We start from the raw sequence: 24,556 nt of genomic DNA on the forward strand, positions 1-24,556 counted from the left end.
TTTCGCAGCCGCTGCAAAAGATCAGCCCACAGAAATCAGGTCAGGCGAGCAAATCCTGCAACGTTGCCAAGCTGTCAGCGTCCTCCACCGACTTATCCTGCCGCCAGCGCAGCATCCTCGGAAACCGCACCGCAATCCCGCTCTTGTGCCGTTTCGACAGGGCAATGCCCTCGAATCCCAGTTCAAACACCAACGTCGGTTTCACACTGCTCACCGGTCCGAACTTTTCCACCGTGGTCTTGCGCACGATGCTGTCGACCTGACGCATTTCTTCGTCGGTCAACCCGGAGTAAGCCTTGGCGAAAGGCACCAGCGTTCGCTCGCGGGCAGAGGGTGGGCCATCCCACACAGCGAAGGTGTAATCGGTGTAGAGACTGGCCCGGCGGCCATGACCCTGCTGGGCATAGATCAGCACCGCATCGACGCTGAACGGGTCGACTTTCCATTTCCACCACACCCCCATGTCCTTGGTCCGCCCGACGCCATACAGTGCATCGTGGGCCTTGAGCATCATGCCTTCGACGCCCAGTCTGCGGGAGGCTTCTCGTTGACGGGCGAGGTCGAACCAGTCTTCACCGGTCAGCACGGGCGAGCTCAGTAACACCGGGTTTGCGCAGGTGAGGATGAGTTGTTCCAGCTGAGTGCGGCGCGTGGCTTGAGTCTGGTTACGCCAATCCTCTCCCTGCCATTCCAGTAAGTCGTAGGCCTGGATGACCACGGGTACCTCATCGAGGATTTTTTTGCTCAGCATTTTACGGCCGATCCGCTGTTGCAACAGGGCGAAAGGCTGCACGGAAGGGGGCGATAGCGATTGCGCGTCGAAGGTGTCCTCGGTACCCGATTGTGCAGCTTTCCAGGCGACGATTTCACCGTCGATCACCGTGCCATCGGGTAAGCCATGGACCAGGCTCTCCAGTTCGGGGAAGCGTTCGGTCACCAGTTCTTCACCTCGCGACCAGATCCACAAGCGCCCATCGCGCTTGACCACTTGAGCGCGGATGCCGTCCCACTTCCATTCCACTTGCCACTGGCTGGCCGGTCCGAGCAGGGTTTCGAACCGCTCGACCGGGTGCGACAACGCATGGGCGAGGAAAAAAGGGTACGGCTGGCCACCCCGTTGGGCATGCTCATTGGGTGATTCGGGGGCGATCAGCTTCAGGTAACTGGCGGCGCTTGGGCGGTTAGACAGATCGGTGTAACCCACCAGTCGCTGGGCCACGCGTTTGCTGTCGAGCCCGGCCATCGCCGCCAGGGCGCGGGTGACCAGCAATTTGGAAACCCCGACACGGAAACTGCCGGTGATCAATTTGATGCACAGCATCAGGCTTTGGCGATCCAGTTGCGCCCACAGGGCCGGCAAGCATTCGGCGAGGGTCTGCGGGGGGGCGTTACGCAGTGGCAGCAGTTTGTCTTCTATCCACACCGCCAGCCCGTCGGTAGAGGTGTGGAGCGTTTCGGGCAGCACCAGCGAAATGGTTTCCGCCAGATCACCGACGGCCTGATAACTTTCCTCGAACAACCAGGGCGAGAGCCCGGAAAACGCTGTGGCCATTTCCCGCAGCATTCGTACCGGCACCAATTGCCGAGGTCGTCCACCGGACAGAAAGTACACCGCCCAGGCGGCATCTTCAGGCGCGGCTTGGGCGAAATAGTTCTGCATCGCCGTCAGTTTGGCGTTGCTCGAGGTGGTGGCATCGAGTTCGGCATACAAGTCGGCGAAGGCTTTCATGCCAGCACCTCAGCGCTCTCGGGTTCGAGGACAGGGGTGTCTTCATCATCGCCGTACTCGGTGCTGAAACTCATGGCATCGAGGCCTAGTTCGCGCAGATGGCGCACCAGCACTCCAATCGAACCATGGGTGACGATCACGCGTTCGGCTCCGGTTTGTTCGATGGCCCAGAGCAGGCCGGGCCAGTCGGCGTGGTCGGACAGCACGAAACCGCGGTCCACGCCGCGCCGCCGCCGTGTCCCGCGCAAGCGCATCCAACCGCTGGCGAAGCCATCGCTGTAGTCACCGAAACGCCGGATCCAAGGGCTGGCGCCAGCCGGAGGTGGTGCGAGGACCAAGGCCTTGCGCATCATCGGGTCATGTTTTTTTACTTCGCCGGAATAGATCGTTGGCGGTAAATAAATGCCGCTCTCGCGATAAATCCGATTGATGGGTTCAACCGCGCCATGGACCAGAATGGGACCGAGACTGGCATCGATGCCGTGGAGAATCCGCTGAGCCTTGCCGAAGGAATAGCAGAGCAGCACGCTGGTTTTGTCGGCTGCGGCGTTGGTCTGCCACCACTGATTGATCTCGGCAAAGATCTGCGTCTGGGGTTGCCAGCGGTAAATCGGCAAACCGAATGTCGATTCCGTGATGAACGTGTGGCAACGCACCGGTTCGAATGGCGCACAGGTGCCGTCGGGTTCGGTCTTGTAATCCCCCGAGGCGACCCAGACCTCACCGCCGTATTCCAACCGTACCTGGGCCGAGCCGAGTACATGACCCGCAGGGTGAAAACTCAGTTTTACGCCGTGGTGCAGCAACTGCTCGCCATAGGGCAAGGTTTGCAGGTTGATGTCCTGGCCCAGACGCGCGCGCAGAATGCCTGCACCCGGTGCCGCCGCCAGATAATGTTGATTGCCACGGCGAGCATGGTCGCTGTGGGCATGGGTGATCAGCGAGCGTTCGACCGGCTGCCATGGGTCAATATAGAAATCCCCGGGCGGGCAGTACAAACCTTCAGGACGAGCGATAACAAGGTCCATATTGTTACCCAAATGGAGAGGCCTGTTAGCTAGGAGGTTTGCGCGAGACGAGAAGTTCTATTTATTTTTATGGGTGGTAAAAATCAAAAGATCGCAGCCTGCGGCAGCTTTTGTAGGAGCTGCCGCAGGCTGCGATCTTGTCTTTTGACTTACTTGCCTGGCGTCAGCGTCAACCGCGTCTTGCCATACACCTTGTCAAAGTTCTGCGGCTGCATCGGCAGGCTCATGTATTGCCCCTTGAGCCATGGATCGACGCTGTCGAGATAGTGCGGGCTGGCCGGGTTGCCGGACTGGCCGGTACCGTTCTGGCCCATCAGCGGTTCGGCCTGGCCGAAATCGACGATAAAGCGCATGGCCGGCGCCAGCGTGGTGTTGAAGTCCTGACCCCAGGTGAACGCGGCGGTGTTGAGCGTGGTGTGGTCGCCGCCGGCTGGCAGCAGACCGCGCACGGTCTGGCCACTGACGTTCTTCCACTCGTAGCGATGCAGTTTGCCCCACTGCCAGGCTTTGTGATCACCACCCAACTGGCTGTCACCCGCGCTGATCGCGGCCGCCAGGCTACGGGCGAGGATTGCGGGTTTGTCTTCTTTCTGCGGGGTGCGCAGATCGTCCCAGAACGGACTGTCCTCACGGCTCAGCAGATGGTCGGCCTGAGCCGCGTAAGACAACTTGCCGTTGGCGATAAAGGCCTTCCACGCCGGGCTGCTTTCCGGGCCCAGTTCGTCGAGGAAAATCTGTTTAGTGCTTTCCTGCAGGAACAGCTCGTAAATCGCCGCGTCGGCGGAGGTCGGGCTGAGTTTGCCGTCGAAAGCCATCAAGCGCGTGTAAACCTCACGAGCCTTGCCGCGATCGGCAACCGGCAGCGCTTCGATGGCCTGTTTGAGTGGCTGAGCCATGCCCGGCGCTTCAAACATTTTCTTCAGCTTGGCAGCGAAGGTGGTGGTCTGGTCGTATTGCATGGCGATCACGCTACGAGTGTCGTGCTTGCCTACGCCCGCCAGTTCGGCCATGCGCTCGCCGCGCTCCGGCGCTGACCAGGAATTGGACAGTTGCATGCCATAGCCATGGGGAATGACCCGTTGGTTGGCGGTGCCGAGCCAGCCCTGAGTCGGGTCTTGGTCATACGGATGGAGCATCGGGTCGGCGTAACCGTCCCAGTCGTAACGACCTTCCCAGCCCGGCGACGGCAGCAAGCCTTCACCTTCGCGACGGTTCGGGTAGCGACCGGTGACTTGCCAGCCAATGTTGCTGGCATCGGCAAACACCAGATTCAGGGCGATGGCGCGTATTTCACGGCTGGCGTCCGAGGCCTTCTCGACGCTCTGCGCTCGGGACAGGTCGAAAAAGGCGTCCAGGGTTTTGTCGTCGGTGAAGTTCGGCGTCTGCAAAGCCAGGCCGAAACCATTCGCCAACGCGGTGCCTTGGGCGCTGTTGAGCAACGGCCCGTGGCGGGTTTCGTACACCGCTTCGCGAATCGGCTTCTGGCCTTTGACGAAGTAGGTTTCGTTACGCACGATCGCCGGCTGCCATTTGCCGCTGACTTCGTAGGAAAGGCCATTGCCCTGGCGTTTGATTTTTTCCAGGAACAGGTCCTGGTTGTCGCCCATGACCGTGGTCATGCTCCACGCCACTTTGCCGTTGAAACCACCGAGCACCATGGGTAACCCGGCAATGGTCACGCCGGATGCCTGGTATTTCGGCGCGCGAATCTGTACGTAACTGAACAGCGACGGCACGCCCAGCGGCCCATGGCTGTCGCTGGCCAACAGGCTTTTGCCGCTGCGGCTGCGTTGCGGGGCGATCGCCCAGTTGTTCGAAGACGTGGCGCCCAGCAGGTTCAAGTCGGACAGTTGACCGGTGGCTTTGCTGATTTCGCTCAGCCCCGGGATTTGCCCGTTGAGTTTGATGCCCTGAAGTTTTTCGGCTTCAGCGACCGGCAGTTTTTCGTCAGGGGCGGACGGCGCAAGCCACGCCAGCTTGTCGGTACTGACCGTCTGGGCCAGCATCAATGAGGAAATTTCTTCCGGCAGGTTCGCCGATTGACTGAAATTCAGCAGGCAGAAAATCAGCGCCGAATCTTCCGGTTTCCAGTATTCCGGTTTGTAGCCAGTGGCTGCTAGGTCCGCAGGCAGTTTGTCGCGGTAGCGGAACAGGTAGGCGTTGACCCCACGGGCATAGACTTCGAAGAAGCGCTTGAGGCGCGGCGAAGAGGCCTTGTACAGCTCACCCGCGCTTTTCTTCAGATTGACTGCACGCATGTAGCGGTCGGCGTCGAGCAAGTCTGAACCGGACATCTCCGCCAGACGACCCTGCGCCAGCAAACGCAGAGTGACCATTTGGCTGATGCGGTCGCTGGCGTGCACGTAGCCGAGGGTGAACAGCGCATCGTGGAAGCTGTTGCTCTCGATCAGCGGCATGCCCATGGCATTGCGTCGAATCGAAACGTTCTGCGCCAGGCCTTTGAGCGGTTGCACGCCCGAGGCTGGCAGGAGGGTGTCTTGAGTGTTCCAGGTCTGACAACCAGTCAGGCTTAAAACACCGGCCACTGCTGCGGCAACGCCGAACCGGGGAAGAAAATGTGTGAGGGCTGGCGAGGCCATGGCAAAGCTCCTGCGGGGGTAGTGACGCAATAAAGGCGCTACGTTAGTGAGCAGGAGGAAGCCGCGCAAGCGGCGGCGGTTTATTTCTTTATGGTGATCGTTCCCACGCTCTGCGTGGGAATGCAGCCCGTGACGCTCTGCGTCACATCCAGAGCCGAACGCGGAGCGTCCGTTGAGGTATTCCCACGCGGAGCATGGGAACGATCAGAGTGCGGTGCCTCAGGATTTCGGCGGATTAATCTTGGCCACCAACGCATACGCCTTCATCGTCGCCGGGCGGTTCTGGATGTGGTTGAACCAGCGCAGCACGTTAGGGAAGTCTTCCAGGTTCTGGCTGGTGATCGTTCCCACGCTCTGCGTGGGAATGCAGCCCGTGACGCTCTGCGTCACATCCAGAGCCGAACGCGGAGCGTCCGTTGAGGCATTCCCACGCGGAGCATGGGAACGATCAGAGTGCGGTGCCTCAGGATTTCGGCGGATTAACCTTGGCCACCAACGCATACGCCTTCAGCGTCGCCGGGCGGTTCTGGATGTGGTTGAACCAGCGCAGCACGTTGGGGAAGTCTTCCAGGTTCTGGCTCTGCCATTTGTGAGAAACGACCCACGGGTAGATCGCCATGTCGGCAATGCTGTATTCGCTGCCGGCAACAAATTCATTGTTGGCCAGTTGCTTGTCGAGCACGCCATACAGGCGGGCGGTTTCGTCGATGTAGCGCTTGATCGCGTAGGGGATTTTTTCCGGTGCGAATTGGCTGAAGTGATGATTTTGCCCGGCCATCGGCCCCAGGCCTCCCATCTGCCAGAACAGCCATTGCAGCGCTTGTTGGCGACCGCGCAGGTCTTTGGGCAGGAACTTGCCGGTTTTCTCCGCCAAGTACAGCAGAATCGCCCCCGACTCGAACAGTGCCAACGGTTTACCGCCATCGACTGGCTCATGATCGACGATGGCCGGGATTTTGTTGTTCGGCGAGATCTTCAGGAACTCGGGTTTGAACTGGTCGTTCTGGCTGATGTTAATCGGATAAACGTTGTACGGCAGGCCGGCTTCTTCCAGGAATATCGAAATCTTGTGGCCGTTGGGGGTGGTCCAGTAATACAAGTCGATCATGAAGTACTCCAAATCAAGAGACATCGTCAGGTACGGACAGCGACCGTCGGCATCAGGTCGTCCTGTTTGCGTTTGATGGCTTGCCAGTAGCAAGAGGTGATGCTGAAGTGCGGGGAATTCAATGCCCCAGCAGGAGAAAAGTCAGCATGGAGCTCAAGACAAACGCGGCGCTGATCATCATCGATCAACAAAAAGGCATCCTGCATCCCAAGTTGGGCCGCCGAAACAATCCACAGGCCGAAGAGCGCATCCTGGAATTGCTGGGATATTGGCGCCGAACCGGGCGGCCGGTGATTCATGTGCAGCACCTGTCCCGCTCAGAGGATTCAGTGTTCTGGCCACAGCAGTCGGGGGTGGAATTTCAGGAGCGTTTTCAACCATCGATGGGTGAGTGGCTGATTCAGAAACAGGTGCCGGATGCCTTTTGTTCGACGGGGCTGGAAGCACGTTTGTGCGAGGCGGGGATCGATCAGTTGATCATCGTTGGCGTGGCGACCCACAACTCGGTCGAGTCCACGGCGCGAACGGCGGGGAATCTGGGGTTTGAAACCTGGGTTGCCGAGGATGCGTGCTTTACCTTCGACAAGGCGGATTTTTTCGGTAACGCCCATTCAGCCGAGGAAGTGCATGCGATGTCGCTGGGTAATTTGCATGGGGAATATGCGACGGTCGTCAGTACCGGAGAAATTCTGCAGGCTGACTAAAAAACCTGTGGGAGCGGGCTTGCCCGCGATGAGGATCTAACTGAAACAGTTGTATTGAATGTGCCGCCGTCATCGCGGGCAAGCCCGCTCCCACAGTGGATCGACGGTGCCCACAGTTTTGTGGTTCACAAAAGGTCCCTGTGGGAGCGAGCCTGCTCGCGATAGCGATTCAACAGGCGAAAAAGAAGATATCCGCCCGAAGCATCAAGCGCCGTGGCACTTCTTGAATTTCTTGCCATTGCCGCAAGGGCAAGGGTCGTTACGGCCGACATCTTTCAGGGCGTTGCGCACCGGTTCCTGGTGGGCGTGGCCGCAGTTCGGGCCGTGGACATGGCCATGGTCGTGATCATGGTGGTCGTGATGGTCGTGATGGTCATGATCGTGGTTGCAGTCAGGGCCATGGACATGAGGTTGCTGGGTCATCGGGGTCACTCCGGAATTAAATCGGCGGCGATTATCACGCCATTACGCGCCAGGTGCACGTAGTGCGCGATGAATAAACCGGTTTCCAGTTCACCTTCCAGACGATAGGGAATGGGTTGGTCGGGTTTTTTCAGCAACTTCACCAGGTCCCGGACTTTCGGCCACAGGTTGGTGCGGATCGGTACCTTGAAATAGGCGCTGCGCTTGGGGCCGATCGTGAACCAATGTTCGTGCTCGCCTTCGGTCAGCAGGATGTCCCCGAGGTGAATGCGATATTCCAGGGCACGCACCGTCAGGTCTTGGTCGTTGGGATTGTCGACGCGAAAATGCAGCAGGAATTTCTGCTCCAGTAGTTTGGCCCGGACCACTTCGACCTTGACCAGATGTACTTCTGGCTCTGGCAGTTCGTTGTCGAAGTCGAACCACGACGCACAGCCGCCGAGCCCCAGAAACAGGAGCAGGGTGAGCAGCTGTAATGCGCGCCGCCGAGTATTCATGGTCGTGTTTCTCTCTTTGTAGCAGCTGTCGAGCCTGCGAGGCTGCGTTCGGCCGTCGACAGCTGCTACAGGGATCACCTCAAGCGCCGAAATACCCCGCGCAACACTTCTTGAACTTCTGCCCGCTGGCGCATGGGCACGCATCGTTACGCCCGGCCTTGAGTAACACGGTGGGGTCGATGAAATACCAGTGGCCGGCGTTCTGTACGAATGACGAACGTTCGCGGTGGCTGTGTTCGCCGCTGCTGTCGTGCCAACGAGCGGTGAAGGTGACGAAAGCATGCTCCGGCTGACCGCCGAAGACCTCGGCGCTTTCCACCTCCAGGCCCAGCCAGGTGCTTTGGGCGCTCCAGTCGCTGATTGACTGGCGGTCCAGGCCGGCCTGTTGCGCGGGCAGGGTGGTCGCCACCAGATAGTCGATCAGCCCCAGTACATAGGCGCTGTAGCGCGAACGCATCAAGACTTCGGCGCTGGGGGCGGGGTGGCCGGCGTGGTAATGGCCACAGCAGGCATCGAGGAGTGTGCCGCTGCCGCAAGGGCAAATGGATGTACTCATTGGGTTACCACCAATATTTCCCGAAGTTTTCCGGATTGGCCCAGAAGCGTGAGTTCAGCCAGTCGGGCACCTGTTTATAGTCAAGCAGATCGTAGGTAAACAGGGTCAGTACTTGATCATCGCGCTGGAAGCGTTCGCTGGCTTGCAGCGCCAGGGAGAAAAAGTCCGTCTCCTGCCAACCGCAGGCCGGCAAGTCGGCCAGCACCGCAATGCGACTGGCATTGAGGTTGCGTATCCCGCCGAGCAGATTCAGGCCGTCGCGCTTGGGCAAGTGTTCAAGACAATCGACCACCAGCGCCAGATCAAACCGTTGTGCTGCCTGTTCGGCGGGCAGTGGCCCTGGCGCAGCAAAGGCGACGATGCTGTCCGGGTGCGCGAGCTTGAATGCCTCAAGCGCGGGGAATTCGCTGGCGCCAATCAGCAACAGACGCGCCGGGGCGTAACGATCAAGCAAAGCGGCCAACGCCTGTTGGGGCGTGCGCGAAGAAATACCTGCAATCATCGAAGATCCTCAATCAGAACGCCAAGACTAGCCTGCCCCAACGTCCGGGCCTAGTGTCCCGTCTCGAGGGTTTAGCCAAAAAGCGCCGATCTTCCGTGAACATGGGGCAAAGCAGCAATGGCGTATTGCTGGCGGAGATTAAAAGTCGGGTCTTTACTCCCTAGAATCGGTTTTAAGCCGATCCCTCAGGAGAAGAACTAGATGAGCATAATTCGGACAGCATTACCCTTGGTTCTGCTAACCAGTGTGTTGACTGGTTGCGCAGGTTTGCAGAAAACCGACTGGCCGACCTGTGCGGGTGTCGGCGGTGTTATCGGCGCAGGGCTCGGCGCGACCGAAAGCTCGGCATGGGCGGGGTATGGCGCGCTGCTGGTCGGCGGCACGGCAGCAGCCTGGTGCTGGGTGCACGGCGATGGCGATGAAGACGGCGATGGTGTGCTGGACAGCCGCGACAAGTGCCCGGGTACACCTAAAGGCGTGCAGGTCGATGCCAACGGCTGCCCTCCACCTGCGCCTGCGCCGGTGGTCGAAGAGGTGGCGGTGGTCAAGGAAGAAGTCATCGTTATCCGTGATGTGCACTTCCAGTTCGACTCGGCCAAGCTCACCCCTGCCGATAAAGACGTACTCAACACCATTGCCACGCGCCTGAAACAGGAATCCTCCAGCGCCCAACTGACCGTGACCGGGCATACCGACAGTGTCGGCAGTGATGCCTACAACCAGAAACTGTCGGATAGACGCGCCCATTCAGTGGTGGAATACCTGATTTCCCAAGGCGTGCCACGCAGCAGTTTCGTGTCTGTGACCGGTGCCGGTGAAAGCCAGCCGGTGGCCGATAACAAAACCGCTGACGGCCGTGCGATGAACCGGCGCACGGAAATCAAAATCAACCGCTAGGTCTCTCGCATTCCGTGGCTTGTACAGTCGCGGATGCGGGTCTTTACTCCTGTGTGACCGGTATGGGCCGGTGACACAGGAGCATTCACAATGAGCGTTCTTACAAGGACCGTCTTGCCGGTTCTGCTGCTTGGCAGTCTTCTGACCGGTTGTGCGACTCACAGCGATGGCACCGCCCCCCTCAATCAACGTACCTGGCCGATCTGCAGCGTCATAGGCGGACTGGTTGGCGGTGGTTTGGGTGCAATAGAAAGTAGTGCCTGGGCAGCGGGTGGAGGGGCGCTAGGGATCTTGACCGGTGGCCTGATCTGTTATGCCCAGGATGGCGATGAAGACGATGATGGTGTCTTCGATCGACGTGACCGCTGCCCCGATACACCTGCCGATACCCCTGTCGAACATCACGGTTGCCCGCTGCCGCAATACCCGGCCAGCGTGAAACCTGTTGAAACACCTGTATCCGAAGTCATCACCCTGAACGGTAACGTGCTGTTCGCTTACAACCAATCCGACCTGATGCCCGAAGCGCGCAGTGAGCTGGATTCGCTGATGGCCAAATTGCAGAACGCCGATGTGGTGAGCGTTAAAGTCATCGGTCATACCGACAGCCAGGGTTCGGACGCCTATAACCAGAAACTGTCCGAACGTCGTGCCAGCAGCGTGGCGGCCTACCTGTTGAGCCAGGGGCTGGCGCCGGACAAACTCACCAGCGAAGGCCGGGGCGAAAGCCAGCCGGTGGCTGATAACGACACGGAAGAAGGCCGCGCGCAGAACCGTCGCGTGGAATTGCACATCAATCGCTAAGCTCTGTGACTTTAAGCTCTGTGGCTATAAGCCGCGTGATAGAGCCGTCGGACCACGATCAAGGTGGGTCCGACGGCCAATCCGCGACCTTCGGGAAGAATTTTTTGTTGCCCTCTGGCTTATCTCGCGCGTAAGCCGTTACTGTGCGTGCAAAGAATAATTCTCAACGGGGGGGCGTATGAAGGTGTTTTGGGGGCTGGGGAAGTTGTTGACCCTGCTGTTCTGGCTGGTGGCGCTGGTCAATCTGCTCATACCATTTATTCATCCGTTTCACCTGCTGATCAATTTTGCAGGCAGTGGTTTGGCAGGGCTCCATCTTCTGGAGCTGGTGTTCTGCAATCGCAGCCTCAAAGGTCGAACCCACCCTTGGCGTGATCGCCTGAAGATCGTCTTTTTCGGCGTTTTCCACCTGCAAACCATTCCGGCCCCGGCCGCTTCGAAGGCCTCCCATGCGTAAATTCTGTCTGCTCGCTGCACTTATCAGCCCATTGGCCTGCGCGCAGGTGGTGAGCGTCGAAACCAACTCGCTGATGCGCTTGCCCAACACGGCCAGTACCTTGCAACTGGAACGGCTGGAAGTCGCCGATTACGGCACCTTGCTGATTCCCTCGAACGTGACCGAAGTGACGGTCGGCGAGCTGCATCTGGGACGCGACGCGCGGATCGCCATTGTGCCGAGCGAGCAGGCTCTGGCGTTGAAGGTCAGCCGTGCCGAGTTGGCCGAAGGCAGCCAGATCACTGCGCGGGGCGCGCCGGGGACATACCTCAAGGCCGCTCGCTCCGGGCGCAATCTGGATTTGCAGATCAAAGCGTTGAACGCGCCGCAATTGTCAGTAGACGCTCGCGGTGGTGCGGGCGCTCCAGGTTTTGTCGGCCTCGATGGGGCTAATGGTCAAGCACCGGGTTGCACCTGGGGTCAGGCCGGTCGCGGCGCCGATGGCAGTAATGGCAGCGACGGCCAGCCGGGCGCACCTGGGGCGCTGGTTCGGCTGGAAGTGCCGCGTGATTACCCGACGGAGCAGATCAAGGTCGAGGTTGCAGGCGGGGTTGGTGGCGCGGCAGGGCCTGGTGGAAAACCGGGAGCGGGTGGCAAAGCCAAGGGCTGCGTCGTCTATAAAGCCGATGGCGGCAAGAGTGGTCGTCCCGGTGCCGATGGCCAGCCAGGGCCTGCGGGGGTGGAGGGTTCGGTGAGCATTCAGCGGTTGTAAGTCCTCAAGCGATCGTTCCCACCTGTGGCGAGGGGGCTTGCCCCCGTTGGGTCGCGAAGCGGCCCCAAAACCAGCCACCCCATTCTTTCAGAATGAACGCGGTGACTGGTTTACGACTGCTTCGCAGCCGAACGGGGCGATGCGGCGTTCCGACAAGCCCCCTCGCCACAAAAGCTCCCCCAAACTACATATTCCTCAAAACATCGGCCGAGCCGCCGCAATCGCCACCAGCACCAACCCGACTATCAGGTTAATCCCCACCAACCGACGAATCTTACCCAACACCGCCGCCCCCGCCGGCCAATCCTGAGCCGTCACCGTCGTGCGCAATTCCGGCAGCAGCAACGCCTGAATCCGGATAAACAGCGCCGTCATCACCACATACAATCCCATCATCACCTGCACATACCGCGGCGCCGCTTCAAATCCGGCGAACTGCAGATGAATCATGCCCACGCCACTGATCGGTAAAAGCACCACCGCGACCCAGACCCAGCGGAAAAAACCTTGAAACACTTCCACCCACAGCTTCAACCGGGCAGGGCCTTCCAGCGCCTTCATCGCCGCGGGGCGCAAGACCATCCAGGCGAAAAACATGCCGCCGACCCACACCAGGGCGGCCAGGACATGCAGGGTATAAACGATGCCAAAAGGTGTCATTGAGGTACTCCGTTCTGCGCGGGATTGATTAGCGGGGTATGATAGCGGCCGATCCGAACCACTGAAAATTTATCCAGCCTTTTTTGATGATCAGCACCGAACTCAAAACCACGATCCAGGGCGCCTATTCGCGTTTTCTCGAAGCCAAGAGCCTCAAGCCGCGCTACGGCCAACGCCTGATGATCGCCGAAATTGCCAAGGTCCTCGGTGCCATCGACACCGACGACGAAGGCCGGCGCAGTGGCGACCCCGCGATTGTCGCGGTGGAAGCGGGCACCGGTACCGGCAAAACCGTGGCCTACAGCCTGGCGGCCATCCCGACCGCGAAGGCTGCCGGCAAGCGTCTGGTGATTGCCACGGCCACCGTGGCCCTGCAAGAGCAGATCGTCTACAAGGATTTGCCCGACCTGATGCGCAACAGCGGGCTGAATTTCAGCTTCGCCCTGGCCAAGGGCCGCGGGCGCTACATGTGCCTGTCCAAGCTCGACATGTTGCTCCAGGAAGGTCACGCGCAGACCGCCACCGCGCAGCTGTTCGAAGAAGAAGGCTTCAAGATCGAGGTCGATGAGGCCAGCCAGAAGCTGTTCACCAGCATGATCGAGAAGCTCGCCGGCAATAAGTGGGACGGCGACCGCGACAGTTGGTCGACGGCGCTGGAAGACGCTGACTGGGCGCGCCTGACCACCGATCACAGCCAGTGCACCAACCGTCATTGCCCGAACTTCGGCCAGTGCGCCTTCTACAAGGCCCGCGAAGGCATGGGCAAAGTCGACGTGATCGTCACCAACCACGACATGGTCCTGGCCGACCTGGCCCTGGGCGGCGGTGCCGTGCTGCCGGACCCGCGTGACACCATCTACGTATTCGACGAAGGCCATCACCTGCCGGACAAGGCTATCGGTCACTTCGCTCACTACACGCGTCTGCGTTCCACCGCCGACTGGCTGGAAACCACCGCCAAGAACCTCACCAAACTGCTGGCCCAGCACCCGCTGCCGGGCGATCTGGGCAAGTTGATCGAGCAGGTGCCGGAGCTGGCCCGGGAGATCAAAACCCAGCAGCAGTTCATGTTCACTGCCTGCGAGCAAGCCGCCGACTTCAAACCCGGCGAAGACGTCGAAGGTCGCGAGCGGCCACGTCACCGTTTCGTCGGCGGGGTGATTCCCGAGCACATGCGCGAAATGGGTATCGAGCTGAAGAAGGGCTTTGCCCGCCTGACCGACCTGTTCACCCGGCTCACCGAACTGCTCAAGGAAGGCATGGATGGCGAGGTCAACATCGGCATCGCCAGTAACCAGGCCGAAGAGTGGTATCCGCTGTTCGGCAGCCTGTTGTCCCGATCTTCGGGCAACTGGGAGTTGTGGACCGCCTTCACCGTCGAAGACCCGGAAGACAATCCGCCCATGGCCCGTTGGCTGACCCTGGCCGAAAGCGGTTCGCTGTTCGACATCGAGGTCAATGCCAGCCCGATCCTCGCGGCGGACATGCTCCGGCGCAACCTGTGGAACGTGGCTTACGGGGCGCTGGTGACCTCGGCGACCCTGACCGCGCTCGGCACTTTCGACCGCTTCCGCATGCGTGCCGGCCTGCCTAAAACAGCCGTCACCGCGGTGGTCCCGAGCCCGTTCCATCACGCCGACGCCGGCGTGCTGCGGGTGCCGGACCTGAAAGCCGACCCGCGTGACGCGCCGGCTCACACCGCGGCGATCATCCGCGACTTGCCGCAACTGGTAGAAGGCTCCCGTGGCACCCTGGTGCTGTTCTCCTCACGCAAGCAGATGCAGGACGTGTTCGACGGTCTGGATCGCGACTGGCGCAAGCAAGTGTTCATTCAAGGCAACCTGTCGAAGCAGGAAACCCTGAACAAGCACAAGGCGCGGGTTGATGGCGGGGATTCCAGCGTGTTGTTCGGTCTGGCGAGTTTCGCCGAAGGCGTGGATTTGCCCGGTGCCTACTGCGAGCACGTGGTGATCGCCAAGATTCCGTTCTCGGTGCCCGACGATCCTGTCGAAGCGGCACTGGCGGAATGGATCGAGGCCCGCGGTGGCAATCCGTTCATGGAAATCTCCGTGCCGGACGCCTCGCTGAAGCTGGTCCAGGCCTGCGGTCGCTTGCTTCGGACCGAAGAAGACCGCGGCACCATCACCTTGCTCGACCGTCGCCTGGTTACGCAGCGTTACGGCAAAGCTATTCTCAATGCATTGCCGCCATTCCGTCGTGAAATTTCCTGATACGCCGGTGGGCAAATAGGCCCACCGCGTTGTCTACCTCACTGCCACCGCTTTTCCACTGGCCCATTGATGGTCGCTTGGGAGATCCACGTTCCTATGATTCGCCGTTCGTTGCCTGCTGTTTTTGCCTTGATGTTCGCAGCCCCTTTGCTGGCGGCCCCTGCCGGCCAGCAAACGTTGTTCAACTTTGTGCGTCCCGCCGACGTGGTCCAGGTGGCGACCCAGGACGCCAGCCTGCCGCAATCGAACGCGGAGCAAACGGCCGAAGGTGAAGTGCTGCGCCGCGTGACCTTCAATCCGGTCGCTCAGCCGACCTTGCGCCTGACGCCGCAGATCGGTGCCTGGGACTGGTCGCAGTCGGGTGTCATGAGCCTGCGGATCCAGAGCGCGATGAACTGGGCCGTGACCCTGTACGTGAAAATCCAGAGCAATGATGGCAAGACCCTGGTCAGCCGTGTCGATCTGCCGGCCGGCCCTGCGCAAACCCTGCTGGTGCCTTTGGTTGCCAGTTCGCCGCTGAGACAGGGGATGAAAGCCGGCCCGCCGATGCCGATCAACTTTGAAGGCCAGCGTGTATTGCTGGCCAGCAGCGCCGGTGAGCTGGACCGCAGCCAAGTGGTGTCAGTGACTTTGTCGATGGATCAGCCGAAAGTCGCCCAAAGCATCCTGCTCGAACGTTTCGGCGTGCAGGACGGCGAGGCTGTCACCAAGGCCGCTTATGGCGGTCTGGTAGACGCCTACGGCCAATCGACCAGGGCCAAGTGGCCGGAGAAGGTCAACAGCGACGAGCAATTGAAATCCGCCGCGGCCAAAGAACAGCAACAATTGAAAACCTGGCTGGCCGAGCGCGAGAAGCAGTCCCTGGACAAGTTCGGCGGCTGGACCAAAGGCCCGGCGTTCAAGGCCAGCGGCTTTTTCCGCACTGAAAAGCGTGACGGCCGCTGGTATCTGGTGACGCCGGAAGGGCATCCGTTCTATTCCCTCGGCGTCAACAGCGTGAACCCAAGCGTCAACCAGACCTACGTCGCCGGTCGCGAGTGGATGTTCGAATCCCTGCCCAAACCCGACGAGCCCCTTGCCAGCTATTATGGCGAAGGCGACAACCGTGGCGGCAATGGCGTTGATCAGGGCCGAGCCTACAACGCCGGTCGCTGGTACGATTTCTATGGCGCCAACCTGCAGCGTCTGTATGGCAAACCTTGCGCACCGGGCAGCGACACCAAGGCTGGTGTTGCCGAAGCGGCCAAGGCCGATGCGGTCGAGGCGACGGCTGATAAGATCGCCGAGCAATCAGCCCCTCCTGCGGCGACCGAATCCGCGGCCGGGGTTGCCGACGCGGCCAAGACCGGCGCCGTTGAAGCGTCAGTCGAAAAAGCCGCCGAGCAAGCGACCACCGAACCCTGCAAAGTGGTTTTCGACGAACAACGCTGGGCCAGTCATACCCTCGATCGCCTGCAAGCCTGGGGTTTCAATACGCTCGGCAACTGGAGCGCACCGGTGTTTGGCAACGCTGACCGAGTGCCGTACACCTTGCCGCTGTCGATCGTCGGCGATTACGCCAGCATCAGCACCGGCACCGATTGGTGGGGCGGCATGCCTGACCCGTTCGATCCGCGTTTCGCCATGGCCACCGAACGCGCCGTGGCCATCGCCGCCCGCGACCATCGAGACGATCCGTGGCTGATCGGTTACTTCGCCGACAATGAACTGGCCTGGGCCGGTCCCGGCGATGACCCGAAGGCCCGTTACGCGCTGGCCTACGGCACTTTGAAAATGACCACCGATGTGCCGGCCAAACGTGCCTTCCTCAAACAGCTGCGCGACAAGTACCGCAACCAGGCGGGTCTTTCCAAAGCCTGGGGCATTGATTTGCCGGCCTGGGAATTGATGGAAGACCCGGGTTTCGTGCCACCGCAGCCGAGCGCCGAATACCCGGAAATCGAAGCCGACTTCAAATACTTCCAGAAAGTGTTCGCCGACACCTACTTCAAAACCGTTTCCGACTCGCTCAAATGGCATGCGCCGAACCAGTTGTTGTTGGGTGGCCGCTTTGCTGTCAGCACCCCTGAAGCCGTCGAGTCCTGCGCGCAATACTGCGACGTGTTGAGCTTCAATATGTACACCCTGCAACCCCAGGACGGTTACGACTTCGCCAGACTGCGCAGCCTGGATAAGCCGGTGCTGATCACCGAATTCAATTTCGGATCAAAGGATCGCGGCCCGTTCTGGGGTGGCGTAACAGAACTGGCGAAAGAAGAAGACCGCGGCCCTGCCTACGCCAACTTCCTCAAACAAGCGATGAGCGAACCGTCGATTGTCGGGGTGCACTGGTTCCAGTACCTAGATCAACCGGTGACGGGTCGCCTGCTGGACGGCGAGAACGGTCACTTCGGGTTGGTGGGTATTACTGATCTGCCGTTTCAGGGCTTTGTCGACAGTGTGCGCAAAAGCAACTTGTTGACCGTCGATCAACTTGGCAAAGAGGCCGAGAAGGCTAGGGCCGAGGCGGAAAAAGCTAGTCACGATGCCGAGGGCGGCAGGAAAGGTGAGGCAGGCAAAGGCCCAGGGGAGGGCGCTGGCCATGCGGGCGGACATTCCGCTAATGGCCATTAATCCCTGAGATCGCCAAGATCGCAGCCTTCGGCAGCTCCTACAGGGTGTACTCAACCTCACTGTAGGAGCTGCCGCAGGCTGCGATCTTTTGATCTTGATCTTGAATTGACCGCCCGGCCCGACCCTGTTCCCAAAACCCTCAAGGGCTGGAACAATGCGGGCCACTTTGTAGAGCGTTTATCCGGGAGAGTTGCGGGTGCAGATTCAGGGTCATTACGAGCTTAAGTTCGAAGCGGTGCGCGAAGCGTTTGCGGCACTTTTCGACGATCCTCAGGAGCGTGGCGCGGCATTGTGCATCCGCATTGGCGGGGAAACCGTTCTCGACCTCTGGGGCGGTACCGCTGACAAGGACGGTACCGAAGCCTGGCACAGCGACACCATTGCCAATCTGTTTTCTTGCACCAAGACCTTCACCGCCGTGACCGCGCTGCAACTGGTGGCCGAAGGCAAACTGCAACTGGATGCCCCGGTCGCCCGTTACTGGCCCGAGTTCGCTGCCGCCGGCAAAGAAACCGTGACCCTGCGCCACTTGCTCTGCCATCAAGCCGGCCTGCCTGCGCTGCGCGAGTTGCTGGCCCCTGAAGCACTTTACGACTGGCAGACCATGGTCGATGCCCTGGCCGCCGAAGCGCCATGGTGGACGCCGGGTGAAGGTCACGGTTATGCGGCGATCACCTATGGTTGGCTGGTCGGTGAGTTGCTGCGTCGCGCCGACGGTCGTGGGCCGGGCGAATCCATCGTGGCACGGGTCGCGAAGCCTTTGGGGCTGGACTTCCACGTCGGCCTCGCCGACAAAGAGTTCCATCGCGTGGCGCACATCGCCCGTGGCAAGGGCAACCTCGGCGATGCCGCGGCCCAGCGCTTGCTGCAAGTGACCATGCGCGAACCGACGGCCATGAGCACCCGGGCCTTCACCAACCCGCCGTCTATAATGACCAGTACCAACAAACTGGAATGGCGACGTATGCAGCAGCCGGCCGCCAATGGTCATGGCAATGCCCGCAGCCTGGCCGGGTTCTACGCCGGTCTGCTCGACGGCAGCTTGCTGGAAAGCGAAATGCTCGACGAGCTGACCCGCGAACACAGCATCGGCGAAGACAAGACTTTATTGACCCGGACCCGCTTCGGCCTGGGTTGCATGCTCGATCAACCGGACGTACCCAACGCCACCTATGGCCTCGGCCCACGGGCGTTCGGTCACCCGGGCGCCGGCGGTTCCACCGGTTTTGCTGACCCGGAATACGATGTGGCCTTCGGCTTTGTGACAAATACCCTGGGGCCGTACGTCTTGATGGATCCACGAGCGCAAAAGCTTGTGCGAGTACTGGCCACTTGTCTGTAAATCACGCTTAAGGGGGCCAGGGCCGGAACCCGAAAGCCTTTGTGGTTTCAAAGCGCTGTTTATCCGGGCTAACCCGGTCTGATTTTTCATTACTTCATTTTGTGGATATCCAATGTCATCCAATAAAACTCTCGCCCTGGCCCTGTGCTTCGCTATCACCGGTTGCGCACAAACTCCACAAAATGACGCAGACGGCGGCAGCTGGTGGCCGTTCGGTTCTTCCGACAAGGTTGCGACCAAAGAGCCGGCCCCGGCCCCGCTGAAACCTGCTGCAACAGCCCCTGTCGCCAAGGCTGACAGTGCATCCCCTTGGTACTGGCCGTTCGGTTCCGATGATGGCGCCGCCAAGGTCGCCAAGCCCGAAGTGAAGCCTGAGGTTAAATCTGAAGCCAAACCGGCCGCTGTGGCCAAGGCTGAAGCCGATGCCGGTGGCAATTGGTGGTGGCCGTTCGGCGGTAAGGAGCAGAGCACCGCCAAGGCCGTGCCGATGCCCGATCCGAAAGTCACCCAGGCTTGGCTCGACGACTACGAACCGCGCCTGCGCGAAGCGATCAAGGACAGCAACCTGAAACTTGAGCGCCGCGAAAACGTGCTGGTCGTCACGGCACCGGTAGAAGGCTCGTTCAACCCTGACCGTCCGGCCATGCTGCTGCCGGTAACCCTCGGCCCGTTCACCCGTGTTGCGAAAATCCTCGAAGTCGATCCAAAGACCGCCGTGCTGGTACTCGGTCACAGTGATACGTCGGGCGCCGCACCGGCCAATGTGAAGCTGAGCCAGGAGCGCGCCCAGTCGGTGGCGGCGATCTTCCGTCTCAGCGGTCTGCAGCGTGATCGCCTGATGCTGCGCGGCATGGGTGGTGAGGCTCCGCGTGCCGCCAACGACAGTTCCGAAGGTCGTGCCTTGAACCGTCGCGTCGAGCTGTTGGTGACGCCGGCAAACACCATGGTCGCGTTGCTGAGCAAGTACAACATGCCGGCTCCTGCACCGGTGAAAACTATGATCGCTGCGCAAGACATCAAGCCAGTGGCCAAGCCTGTGACCCCGGCGCCTGCTGCGAAGAAAGCGGCTGTGCCGGCGACGAAAAAGGCACCGGCCAAGAAAGCGGCTGCCAAGGCTCCAGCCAAAAAAGCCGTGGTGAAAAAGACTGCGCCCGCCAAAGCCGCTGTCGACACCAAGAAAGTCGCTGTCGCCGATGACACAAAGAAGTGATTCGTTAACCAAAAGGAATGCGCCATGACCCGGCCCTTGGCAGATATGCGTCGCGACTACACCCGAGATGGCCTGACCGAGGCGCAAGCTCCGGCCGAGCCGTTCGCGCTGTTCCATCAGTGGTTTGCCGACGCGGTGAAAACCGAGCAGGTACCGGTGGAGGCGAATGCCATGACGCTGGCCACCGTCGATCAGGACGGTCGGCCGCATTGCCGCATCCTGCTGCTCAAAGGTTTGGACGAGCAGGGCTTCACCTTCTTCACCAACTACGAAAGCGACAAGGGTCAGCAACTGGCAGTCAATCCATTTGCGGCCATGACGTTCTTTTGGCCAGCCCTGGAGCGCCAAGTGCGCATCGAAGGGCGGGTGGTGAAGGTCACGCCTGAAGAGTCCGACGCTTATTATCAGGTTCGTCCTCTGGGCAGCCGTCTCGGTGCCTGGGCCTCGCCCCAGAGCCGGGTGATCGCCGATCGCGGCGAACTGGAAGCGTTGCTCAAGAACACCGAGCAACGTTTCAGTGACACCCAGCCTCACTGCCCCGAGCACTGGGGCGGTTATCGCTTGCTACCCGAGCGCATCGAATTCTGGCAGGGCCGTCCGAGCCGTCTGCACGATCGCCTCAACTACCGCTTGCAAGGCACCGACTGGGTTCGTGAACGCCTGGCGCCGTAAACAATCTACCGATCGGGATACCCTGCCGCAGCGGCCTCCAGCCACTGAGGCAGGTCCCGCCGCTTGATCTTCTGCGCTTGAGCGTTCGCCAGTTGCTGAAGCATGAAGGCTCTTTTCTGATCGTCTTTACCCGCCAGTGACAACGCCAGATCACGGTCCATCCAGCGTTTGATCCGCACGTACAACCACCAATGGAAGTACAAGCCGGCGACGGTCGTGACAACAATGATGAAGTAATCCATGAAAATCCTTGGGTCAGCGGCGCAGATTTTGTAATTTGACGCTACTGTGTGCTGAGTTCGAAAAAGCGCCTGTATCGGGCCTGAATGAAACCAATTTTATCCGGGTGAAGTCGTGACAGGCGTCAAGCTGCGGAGTTTAATGGATACCTGTCCTATGGAGTTTGATGCTATGCGTAAGTCTGTTCTGCTGGTTGCTTCCTTTTCCACGATGGCGATGTTGCTCACTGGCTGCCAATCGAGCTTGACCGGTGACTCCTACTCCCGTGACGAAGCGCGTCGCGTGCAGACGATTCGCATGGGTACCATCGAAGCCCTGCGTCCGGTGAAAATCGAAGGCACTAAAACCCCGATCGGCAGCGCCGCCGGTGCAGTCGTGGGTGGTGTCGGCGGTAGCGCCATCGGTGGCGGTCGCGGCAGCATCGTCGCAGCGGTCATCGGCGCTGTCGCCGGCGGCCTGATGGGCTCGGCTGCCGAAGAAGGCCTGACCCGTACACAAGGTGTTGAAATCACCGTGCGCGAAGACGATGGCAGCATGCGCGCCTACGTACAACAGGTTCAGGAAAACGAAGTGTTCCGTGTTGGTGAGCGTGTGCGGATTGCTACTGTTGATGGGACTAGCCGCGTTACGCACTAAGCGGGAACGGGTAAAACAAAACCCCGATCAGGTGACTGGTCGGGGTTTTCTTTTTGGCTGTGGGGTTGAACCAGAGCGTTTAATTGCTTGCATAGCAACCGAGCTGAAAATCGTATTGTGGATCGTAGAATGATCGACCGACTAACGTTTCCAGTTTTGTTATCTGCTGGGAATCAAGATCATAGCCATAGATTTCTTCTTCAGCTTCAGTCCAACTCATTATCTCCCTCAGCTGTTCAATGTTGTCTGCGGGGACGGGCACTTCGAATACCAGCGCTTCTGTTTCTTTATCAAAAGCATAAATTACGTGGTTCACGGTTCTATCCTTCTTTTCGGATCTGCCGGCTTATTTTGATTACCTGTTTCAGCATCAAACTCACCAAGATGGCGACCTCGTTTGTCGTACATTTCTACTGCTCCATGCTGATAATCCCATTCTAGAATTCGCCCTTCAGCAGTTCTCCAGCGCATTCGGGTGCCTCTACCTTTGACCCGTGTCTTCTGTTTTGCCGGTGTGGCATCAGGAAAAGCGGTAAGCCCCTTTGGCGCCGGATGATATTTGTGGTCCGCAATACTCACCACAATATAAACCGGCACCACCCCCGAATCCGCCGGAAACACCAGAATGAAATCCTTGTACTCAGGCGGGTACACCGGATTCACGATGATGTTGTCAGCCGCCTTCGTCGGCGGATAAACCCAGATGTGCGGTGCTTGCGGTGCGGCTTCCAGCGCGGGGATACCAAGGATGTTTGAACCGTCCTCGGCCGGTGTCCAGATCAGTTCAACACCATCCCCAAGATCAGCCACCTGCTGACTGCCACGCAAGGTGAATTGCACGACATCGACCATTTCCCAGTCACGGTTTTTGCCGGTGTAGAAACCGTATCCCTTGAGACTGCCGTCAGTCTGTTGCTCGACTCGCAGGCGAACGCGAGTGCGCGCCTGTTTGAGGGATCGCAGTTGATCTTCGGTATAGAGCGAGCTGTCGCCGAGGCTCGACGGGATGACCAGTGCAACCAGCCCCGTCAGCGTGGCGGCAGCGGTGCTGGCGGCGACAGCGGGCAGTGCGGCGAACGCTGAGCCGGCCAAGGCGAAGCTGCCGAAACCCACCGGAATCGCAGTGCCACTGATTTTCTTCAGCGGGATGTCACCGCTTTCATCGGCCTCGCGAGCGCCGAGCAGAACCAGTTCGCCGTAGTCTTTCAGGCTGTCTGTCGGAACAACGCCGGAGGGATTCGTATAGTCGATGATTGCATCGGGCAGCTTGCAGGACTTGGCGAACACGCATCCCGCGCGGACAACGTCGTCCTTTTCTGCCGCGACCTGAAGGCTGTCTTCGAAGGCCTGCTGCCTGGCGAACATGGCGTCGTAGGCATTTTGCCTGGCGTCCCGCTCGGCCAATTCAGTGGCAGTCATGTAGCGGTGGGTGACGTGATGCCCGTCGCCTGAGGGTGGGTTTTGAACCCGCGGGATGTCCTTGTTGCCAGCCACTGATTGTCCTTTCGCTCGTCCATCGGCAACCCCGGAAGAGGGGCTGCGCGACGTTAACGAACGTGGCTAATCGTGGCTGTAGGACGAATCCTGAATGTCGTTAAGAGTGTTCTTTTTCGCTCAGGAAAACAGGTGTAGTGCTCTTGCGACTCGCCGCCGCCGTCACCGCATAACCGATCAATGCCGCCAGAATCGAACCGGTCAGAATCCCCATTCGATCCATCCCGGCGTATTCGCTGGCGCCAGGCACGAAGGCCAGGGAGCCGACAAACAGGCTCATGGTGAAACCGATGCCGCAGAGGATCGCCACACCCAGCACCTGGCCCCAGTTGGCGCCTTGGGGCAGGGCGGCGATGCCGATTTTCACCGCCAGCCAGGTCAGGCCGAACACGCCGACCATCTTGCCCAGCAGCAGGCCGACGGCGATGCCCATCGGCACGTCGTGGGTGAAGCTTTCGACGGTCACGCCGCTCAGTGACAGGCCGGCGTTGGCGAAGGCGAACAGCGGCAGGATGCCGTAGGCCACCCACGGATGCAGGGCATGTTCCAGGGTCAGCAGCGGCGAAGGCTCAGCGTTTTTCGTGCGCAGGGGAATGCAGAAGGCCAGGGTCACGCCGGCCAGCGTGGCGTGTACGCCGCTCTTGAGCACGCAGACCCAGAGGATCAGCCCGATGATCATGTACGGCCCGAGCTTGACCACGCCGAGTCGATTCATCCCGATCAAGGCCGCGATGCAGGCCGCAGCCAGTGCCAGGGACAAGGTCGACAGCGCGCCGGAATAGAAGATCGCGATGATGATAATCGCGCCCAGGTCGTCGATGATCGCCAGGGTCATCAGGAACAGTTTCAGCGACACCGGCACGCGTTTGCCCAGCAGGGCCAGTACGCCGAGGGCGAAGGCAATGTCGGTGGCCGTTGGGATCGCCCAACCACTCAGGGCGGACGGGTTGTCGCGGTTGAGGAACCAGTAGATCAGCGCCGGCACCACCATGCCGCCAATCGCCGCCGCGCCGGGCAACACGATTTGCGATGGTTTCGACAGCTGGCCGTCGAGGACTTCGCGCTTCACTTCCAGGCCGATCAACAGGAAGAACAGGGCCATCAGGCCGTCGTTGATCCACAGCAGCAGCGGCTTGGCGATTTTCAGCGCGCCGATCTGAGCCACCACGGGGGTGTCCAGCAGCCCGCTATAGAGCCACGACAGCGATGAATTGTTGATGATCAGGGCGAGAGCGGCCGCGGCGATCAATAACAGACCGCTGGCAGCTTCCAACTGAAAGAAACGCGTGAACGTGCTACGCAGAGGCAAGGTCGCTCTCCATCGATGAATTCAAAAGGTGGCACACCCTAACCCGTACCGTTAGTTGTTAAAACAAAAGTTATATTCTTTTTTGTTATATGC

At 60.0% G+C, this 24,556-nt stretch carries 25 protein-coding genes; 11 read left to right on the forward strand and 14 right to left on the reverse strand.

Translation table 11 applies throughout. The features are described from left to right. Positions 1–40 precede the first annotated feature (40 nt). The 5 genes from F6R97_RS22500 to F6R97_RS22520 form a co-directional block, all read right to left on the reverse strand. A complete protein-coding gene (locus tag F6R97_RS22500) occupies positions 41–1,729 on the reverse strand; it encodes an ATP-dependent DNA ligase (protein ID WP_315867116.1) in 1,689 nt (562 codons plus the stop codon). Beyond that, positions 1,726–2,757, reverse strand: coding sequence for a ligase-associated DNA damage response exonuclease (locus F6R97_RS22505; RefSeq protein ID WP_038979218.1), 1,032 nt, complete (start codon positions 2,755–2,757; stop codon positions 1,726–1,728). Before F6R97_RS22505 ends, F6R97_RS22500 begins: the two co-directional genes overlap by 4 nt. Before the next feature lie 149 nt (positions 2,758–2,906). Next, positions 2,907–5,357, reverse strand: coding sequence for a penicillin acylase family protein (locus tag F6R97_RS22510; protein WP_315867117.1), 2,451 nt, complete (start codon positions 5,355–5,357; stop codon positions 2,907–2,909). Between the two features lie 219 nt (positions 5,358–5,576). After that, positions 5,577–5,708, reverse strand: a complete 132-nt coding sequence (locus F6R97_RS22515) for a hypothetical protein (protein WP_409999807.1) — start codon at positions 5,706–5,708, stop codon at positions 5,577–5,579. 112 nt (positions 5,709–5,820) lie between these two features. After that, positions 5,821–6,465, reverse strand: a complete 645-nt coding sequence (locus F6R97_RS22520) for a glutathione S-transferase N-terminal domain-containing protein (RefSeq protein ID WP_315867118.1) — start codon at positions 6,463–6,465, stop codon at positions 5,821–5,823. A 146-nt stretch (positions 6,466–6,611) separates the two neighbouring features. Between F6R97_RS22520 and F6R97_RS22525 the strand changes: the two genes are divergently transcribed. Next, positions 6,612–7,169 (forward strand): cysteine hydrolase family protein, encoded by a 558-nt coding sequence (locus F6R97_RS22525; protein WP_315867119.1) that lies wholly within the window; start codon positions 6,612–6,614, stop codon positions 7,167–7,169. Positions 7,170–7,373: 204 nt separating this feature from the next. Here the strand turns inward: F6R97_RS22525 and F6R97_RS22530 are convergent, their stop codons facing one another. The 4 genes from F6R97_RS22530 to F6R97_RS22545 all read right to left on the reverse strand — a co-directional run bounded on the left by F6R97_RS22530 (position 7,374) and on the right by F6R97_RS22545 (position 9,147). Next, positions 7,374–7,592 (reverse strand): SEC-C metal-binding domain-containing protein, encoded by a 219-nt coding sequence (locus F6R97_RS22530; RefSeq protein ID WP_046046248.1) that lies wholly within the window; start codon positions 7,590–7,592, stop codon positions 7,374–7,376. 5 nt (positions 7,593–7,597) lie between these two features. Then, a complete protein-coding gene (locus F6R97_RS22535) occupies positions 7,598–8,089 on the reverse strand; it encodes an LEA type 2 family protein (protein WP_315867120.1) in 492 nt (163 codons plus the stop codon). Between the two features lie 79 nt (positions 8,090–8,168). After that, complete coding sequence (locus F6R97_RS22540; protein WP_038979224.1) at positions 8,169–8,645, reverse strand: YchJ family protein; 477 nt, start codon at positions 8,643–8,645, stop codon at positions 8,169–8,171. Between the two features lie 4 nt (positions 8,646–8,649). After that, entirely contained in the window at positions 8,650–9,147 is a 498-nt protein-coding gene (locus F6R97_RS22545) for a DUF6231 family protein (protein ID WP_008005788.1), read from the reverse strand. A gap of 201 nt (positions 9,148–9,348) precedes the next feature. On the opposite strand from F6R97_RS22545, the gene F6R97_RS22550 reads away from it, so the two are divergent. The 4 genes from F6R97_RS22550 (at position 9,349) to F6R97_RS22565 (ending at position 12,056) form a co-directional block, all read left to right on the forward strand. Next, positions 9,349–10,044 (forward strand): OmpA family protein, encoded by a 696-nt coding sequence (locus F6R97_RS22550; protein ID WP_038979225.1) that lies wholly within the window; start codon positions 9,349–9,351, stop codon positions 10,042–10,044. Between the two features lie 90 nt (positions 10,045–10,134). Further along, on the forward strand, positions 10,135–10,848 hold the full coding sequence (locus tag F6R97_RS22555; RefSeq protein ID WP_315867121.1) for an OmpA family protein: 714 nt from the start codon (positions 10,135–10,137) through the stop codon (positions 10,846–10,848). A gap of 178 nt (positions 10,849–11,026) precedes the next feature. Next, positions 11,027–11,305, forward strand: a complete 279-nt coding sequence (locus F6R97_RS22560) for a DUF1145 domain-containing protein (RefSeq protein WP_315867122.1) — start codon at positions 11,027–11,029, stop codon at positions 11,303–11,305. Beyond that, complete coding sequence (locus F6R97_RS22565; RefSeq protein ID WP_315867123.1) at positions 11,298–12,056, forward strand: collagen-like protein; 759 nt, start codon at positions 11,298–11,300, stop codon at positions 12,054–12,056. Before F6R97_RS22560 ends, F6R97_RS22565 begins: the two co-directional genes overlap by 8 nt. Before the next feature lie 195 nt (positions 12,057–12,251). Here F6R97_RS22565 and F6R97_RS22570 read toward each other — a convergent pair whose 3' ends face one another. Continuing rightward, positions 12,252–12,716, reverse strand: coding sequence for a CopD family protein (locus tag F6R97_RS22570; RefSeq protein WP_315867124.1), 465 nt, complete (start codon positions 12,714–12,716; stop codon positions 12,252–12,254). An 86-nt stretch (positions 12,717–12,802) separates the two neighbouring features. Between F6R97_RS22570 and dinG the strand changes: the two genes are divergently transcribed. The 5 genes from dinG (at position 12,803) to pdxH (ending at position 20,784) form a co-directional block, all read left to right on the forward strand. Next, on the forward strand, positions 12,803–14,947 hold the full coding sequence (gene dinG / locus F6R97_RS22575; protein WP_038979230.1) for an ATP-dependent DNA helicase DinG: 2,145 nt from the start codon (positions 12,803–12,805) through the stop codon (positions 14,945–14,947). A gap of 96 nt (positions 14,948–15,043) precedes the next feature. Beyond that, positions 15,044–17,560 (forward strand): beta-agarase, encoded by a 2,517-nt coding sequence (locus F6R97_RS22580; protein WP_315867125.1) that lies wholly within the window; start codon positions 15,044–15,046, stop codon positions 17,558–17,560. Between the two features lie 196 nt (positions 17,561–17,756). Beyond that, positions 17,757–18,902 (forward strand): serine hydrolase domain-containing protein, encoded by a 1,146-nt coding sequence (locus F6R97_RS22585; RefSeq protein WP_315867126.1) that lies wholly within the window; start codon positions 17,757–17,759, stop codon positions 18,900–18,902. A gap of 112 nt (positions 18,903–19,014) precedes the next feature. Continuing rightward, the gene (locus F6R97_RS22590) at positions 19,015–20,112 is read left to right on the forward strand and encodes an OmpA family protein (protein WP_038979233.1); all 1,098 of its coding nucleotides are present in this window, start codon (positions 19,015–19,017) and stop codon (positions 20,110–20,112) included. A 24-nt stretch (positions 20,113–20,136) separates the two neighbouring features. Continuing rightward, positions 20,137–20,784: a pyridoxamine 5'-phosphate oxidase gene (pdxH, locus tag F6R97_RS22595; RefSeq protein ID WP_048393889.1), complete on the forward strand. Its 648-nt coding sequence runs from the start codon at positions 20,137–20,139 to the stop codon at positions 20,782–20,784. Between the two features lie 5 nt (positions 20,785–20,789). Here the strand turns inward: pdxH and F6R97_RS22600 are convergent, their stop codons facing one another. Then, positions 20,790–21,026, reverse strand: coding sequence for a hypothetical protein (locus tag F6R97_RS22600; RefSeq protein ID WP_048393891.1), 237 nt, complete (start codon positions 21,024–21,026; stop codon positions 20,790–20,792). A 169-nt stretch (positions 21,027–21,195) separates the two neighbouring features. Between F6R97_RS22600 and F6R97_RS22605 the strand changes: the two genes are divergently transcribed. Then, positions 21,196–21,660, forward strand: coding sequence for a glycine zipper 2TM domain-containing protein (locus F6R97_RS22605; protein WP_048393893.1), 465 nt, complete (start codon positions 21,196–21,198; stop codon positions 21,658–21,660). A gap of 79 nt (positions 21,661–21,739) precedes the next feature. Here the strand turns inward: F6R97_RS22605 and F6R97_RS22610 are convergent, their stop codons facing one another. The 3 genes from F6R97_RS22610 to nhaA form a co-directional block, all read right to left on the reverse strand. After that, the gene (locus F6R97_RS22610) at positions 21,740–21,976 is read right to left on the reverse strand and encodes a hypothetical protein (protein WP_038979236.1); all 237 of its coding nucleotides are present in this window, start codon (positions 21,974–21,976) and stop codon (positions 21,740–21,742) included. Then, on the reverse strand, positions 21,973–23,154 hold the full coding sequence (locus F6R97_RS22615; protein ID WP_315867127.1) for an S-type pyocin domain-containing protein: 1,182 nt from the start codon (positions 23,152–23,154) through the stop codon (positions 21,973–21,975). The genes F6R97_RS22610 and F6R97_RS22615 overlap by 4 nt, the downstream gene beginning before the upstream one ends. 100 nt (positions 23,155–23,254) lie before the next feature. Beyond that, positions 23,255–24,463 (reverse strand): Na+/H+ antiporter NhaA, encoded by a 1,209-nt coding sequence (nhaA, locus tag F6R97_RS22620; RefSeq protein WP_048393905.1) that lies wholly within the window; start codon positions 24,461–24,463, stop codon positions 23,255–23,257. Positions 24,464–24,556: the final 93 nt, after the last annotated feature.

This window comes from Pseudomonas sp. JV414 (genome assembly GCF_032424305.1).
Lineage (GTDB): Bacteria > Pseudomonadota > Gammaproteobacteria > Pseudomonadales > Pseudomonadaceae > Aquipseudomonas > Aquipseudomonas lini.